This window comes from Ectothiorhodospira shaposhnikovii (assembly GCF_016584105.1).
Taxonomy (GTDB): domain Bacteria; phylum Pseudomonadota; class Gammaproteobacteria; order Ectothiorhodospirales; family Ectothiorhodospiraceae; genus Ectothiorhodospira; species Ectothiorhodospira shaposhnikovii.
Window position 1 is genome coordinate 1 of sequence record NZ_NRSM01000064.1, and the last position, 3,820, is coordinate 3,820.

A 3,820-nucleotide genomic window follows, 5' to 3' on the forward strand; every position below is an offset into this window, starting at 1 on the left:
CTGGTCCTCCTGTTGGTCATGCTGGGGAGATTGCCGCTCACGTTCCTTGCGCAACCACCGATCCAACAGGCTGCGATTGATTCCCAGAGACCGGGCAGCTTCGGCCACCCCATACCCCTGGCGCTCAACCAACGCCACTGCCTCAGCCTTGAATTCCGCCGTGTATCGACGTCGTGCCTTCTTGCTCATGAACACCTCCAATGCATAGCCTACGAGGGCTTAACGGGGTGTCCGCTACAATTGGACCACTTCATCCTACACCGTCTACGACGCCGCCTTGCACTACCGGGTAGACCGGTTACGGCTCAGCCTCCACGTAAACAACCTTTTCGACAAAAACTACGTGGCCGCTTGCACCTTCGCCTGCTTCCACGGCGAGGGAAGCAACTTCACGCTACGCGCGACGTATGACTTCTAGCCATCGGACTGCGTTCGTTGAAGGCTTTGGGCGAGAGTGCCGGGACAGGATGCAAACTGTACTTTTCTTGCTCACGTGCGGGTTGCAGTCGATCCAAGTGCCGTTCCACCAATCCGTTACCCAGCTTTTGGCGGCTTTCGCCATTGATCGGCGCCGAGTATTTTGTCAGCCGGCTTGCGAATGCGGGATAATTCGGGATCGCCGCGCTCAGCGATGACATCGACCCACAGGCAGGAGAAATTAGTGGGCCCAACATCCTGGGCATCCATACGCTCCAGGATCTGCCTGCGAACTCGTCCTGAGGCCTCCCGTGCGCACCGCCACATCCCCCCAACCCGTTGCCGATTTGTATCGCGAGCATCACGGCTGGCTGCAAGGCTGGTTGCGGCGTAAGACAGGTTATTCGCAACAGACCGCAGACCGTGCCCAAGAGCGTTTCTGCGCCTGCTCAGCGCTCGGGAGCAACCGGCCTTCCGCGAACCTTGCTGCTTTCGGCGCGACTTCTGAACGCCCCCAGGAAACGGTCAATACCGTTTCCGCCTCGCGACGCCTTACGGCCCGACCAGGAACGCCTGTCCGGTCGAGCCCCATTGCGAACAATTCTCAACCATTGGTCGCCAGTCAAACCGCTCCGGGCCAGCCAGCGCTCCCGCCTTCCGGAGAACCCTGTGAGCACCGCTACCCACCACGGCAATCTGTCGCCACGTTATATACCGAACACCACTACATTCTTTTGCCATGCACCTTCCAGCGTATGCCCCGAACCAGTCTCAGACTATGCCCTGATTTAAGGCCAGAAAATTCTCAACAACGTCGGGTAACGGGCAAGCAGCATGGCAACCATAAATGCCGCCCCAGCCAACAACATCAGCCATACCAGTACCGCCATAGAGAGAGAATCGGCCATGACGCAGCAACAGGCCGATACCAATAGGCTCAAACATCCCAGTAAGCGCAAGATGGCGGTGGATGGCTGCACCGCCGTGTGTGTAAACACTTGTTTCCAGTGCATCGGCATCGCCAATGCAAGCCACGCCATACCCAAAAGGGCGGTGAGCGCAGCCAACAGGAGCCAGAGGGCTTCATTCATAAGCCTCTCCCTCCTGCTTCATGCCCGGGAAGCTCGTCGACTTGCAGGCCAAACGTCCGCCTGCCCATGCAGCGATTAAAGCTCCAACCAACAGGCTCAAGTCAAGACCTGCCACCGGCCAGTATGTATCGATAAACACGGTTTTGAGCAGGTGATCGCCTGTTGTCAGCCAGTTGGTCGCTACCGCCAAAAATGCCAACGCGGCCAATACCCGGCATTGCTCAGCCCAGGCTGGATTGCGCGCAGCCATGGCGACCGGCGCGCTGCGCCACAGCGCATGCAGCAAAGCAAGTAACCAGAACCCCCAAAACGCCAGCTTTTCCCAATCCCCTTTACCAACCAGATCGGCAGGCAACACGCGATTGACCACCAGCATGCCGATGGTAGCGATGAGCATACCGGTCACTGTCGTCACCGCCAGCGCATCAACGATGCGGCTACCCTGACTACCACTTTCAGCATGTTTCCGCTTGCGCTTCTCGACGAAGAAAATGAAGCCGGTGGCAATGCAGACGCAACCGAGCAGACCACCCAACACATACAGCCAGCGAAGTAACCAGTGCTCGAAATGCTGCAGGTGCAAACCCGTGAGAAATTCGTTGATGCTACCCACCACACTCGGGGGCGGCTCTTCGCGCAACACTTCGCCGGTACTGGCCTTGAAGTGGATGGCTTGCCCCACCAACGCCACTTGGTCGCTACCCGCGCGGTAAAGACTGACATAACCATTGATATCGCCCAGGTGATTGATGAACAGCAGCCCCACTTCGCCAGGCATGTCACGTGCGGCCCAACGGCGCTTGGCTTCAAGAATCATGGCATCGACTGATGCAAGCGGCGCAGGGACCCCCGCTGGCTCGTTCGGTAAACCCGTGCGCTGGGCCTCCACAACTTCGTGTTGCTTGTGCAGGGGGCGGAGCAAAGTGTCCCCAACCGGGAAATACAGCCAACTGGCAAAAATCACCAATCCAGTAAAAGCAAAGAAGAAGTGAAAGGGAAAAGCTACGACACCGGTCAGATTATGCAGGTCCAGCGCACTGCGCTGGGTACGCTTCCAAGGGCGGAAGGTGAAGAACTCTCGGAAAATCTTGCGGTGTATGATCACACCAGTGACCAATGCCACCAACATGATAAAACCGGCCAAGCCTACCAACCAGTAACCCACGAGCATCCATGACCAGTTCAAGCGGTAGTGCATCGGGTAAAACCAGTTGCTGCCGATCTTGAGCTTGTCGTCGGACAGGAACTCACCCGAACGCGGATCAATGGTTGCCCAGCCATGCACATGGGCATGTTCGTCAGCAGCGTCCTTGAGCTCGTTGGGGATATCAAACTCTGCCCCGATAGTCAGCACCGGATCGCGGTGCGTGGTGTAGGCGTAAAGCGAGGATATTGTCAGAGTGTCAGGGTGAGGCAGATCGCCTATGACGCGTTTTTGCGTCGCCACCATGTCGTCTGGATGAGGCTTGAGCTTTTCGTATACAGGTTTGAGTACAGCGTCGAAACTAGGCATATGCTGTGGAGCAAAGCGCGTCTCAGGTATTGCCCAGCGATCAATTTCTCGATCGAATACCGACAGCGCACCGAAAAAGAAGGCGGCCATCAATATGAAGCCCAGCACCAGGCCGAACCAAGTGTGCAGCCAAGTCATGGCCAGACGGAAATTGGCAAACATTATCAAACCTCCGTCAGGACAACAGCACCTGCTGCAGCCCCCAGGCCACAGCAGTCATGACAAGCGCCCCACCACCCAGCACCGCCCATACACGGAAGAGACTTGTGGCAACAAAAGCCCACAAGAACAGTGGCAGGTAGACAAGGAAGGCAATTAGCATCAACGCTGTTTCCGCCTCATGGAAATCCCCCCCCAGGGCCACTAGACCGGTGATACCGAAGGCGGTAAATCCCCAGGTAAAGGCATAGCCTCCCAACAACGCGGCGGCTATGCGAGCTACAACAAACAGATGTAATCGATCCCGCATAGAAGCGTGTAATCTATGGCTTGTCGATAATGCCCGGGCCTGGTCCGTTGTGTTGATCATCCGCTACCATCTCCAATTACAATGCAAAAAAAGCCGACGGAGGTCATCTGTGCTGTCCCAGGAAATACCTTGCCAAGCACCCGGTCTTGCGGATCCAACCTTTATGGGTGTTTCAGAGATCATGGATGCTCTTCTACTTTTACCCAATCTGTTCTGGTCAAGTCGCAGCGGACACGGATTAAGCAGCAACCGCTAAAAAATGTTGCTGAGGGGTGATGTACCCCAGGGACGAGTGGAGCCGGTCGCTGTTGTACTCCATCTCGATGTACT

4 protein-coding genes are annotated in these 3,820 nt (G+C 56.6%); all 4 read right to left on the minus strand.

The window, feature by feature from the left end; translation table 11 throughout:
• The coding region (locus tag CKO35_RS17210) for a transposase (protein WP_200173378.1) at positions 1–189 on the minus strand (189 nt) is incomplete at its 3' end.
• Positions 190–1,205: 1,016 nt separating this feature from the next.
• Positions 1,206–1,508 carry a DUF3325 family protein gene (locus CKO35_RS17220; RefSeq protein WP_200177339.1) on the minus strand — a complete coding sequence of 101 codons (303 nt, stop codon included), beginning with the start codon at positions 1,506–1,508 and terminating at the stop codon, positions 1,206–1,208.
• Complete coding sequence (locus CKO35_RS17225; protein ID WP_200177340.1) at positions 1,501–3,183, minus strand: PepSY-associated TM helix domain-containing protein; 1,683 nt, start codon at positions 3,181–3,183, stop codon at positions 1,501–1,503. The genes CKO35_RS17220 and CKO35_RS17225 overlap by 8 nt, the downstream gene beginning before the upstream one ends.
• A gap of 13 nt (positions 3,184–3,196) precedes the next feature.
• Complete coding sequence (locus CKO35_RS17230) at positions 3,197–3,550, minus strand: hypothetical protein (RefSeq protein WP_200177341.1); 354 nt, start codon at positions 3,548–3,550, stop codon at positions 3,197–3,199.
• Positions 3,551–3,820: the final 270 nt, after the last annotated feature.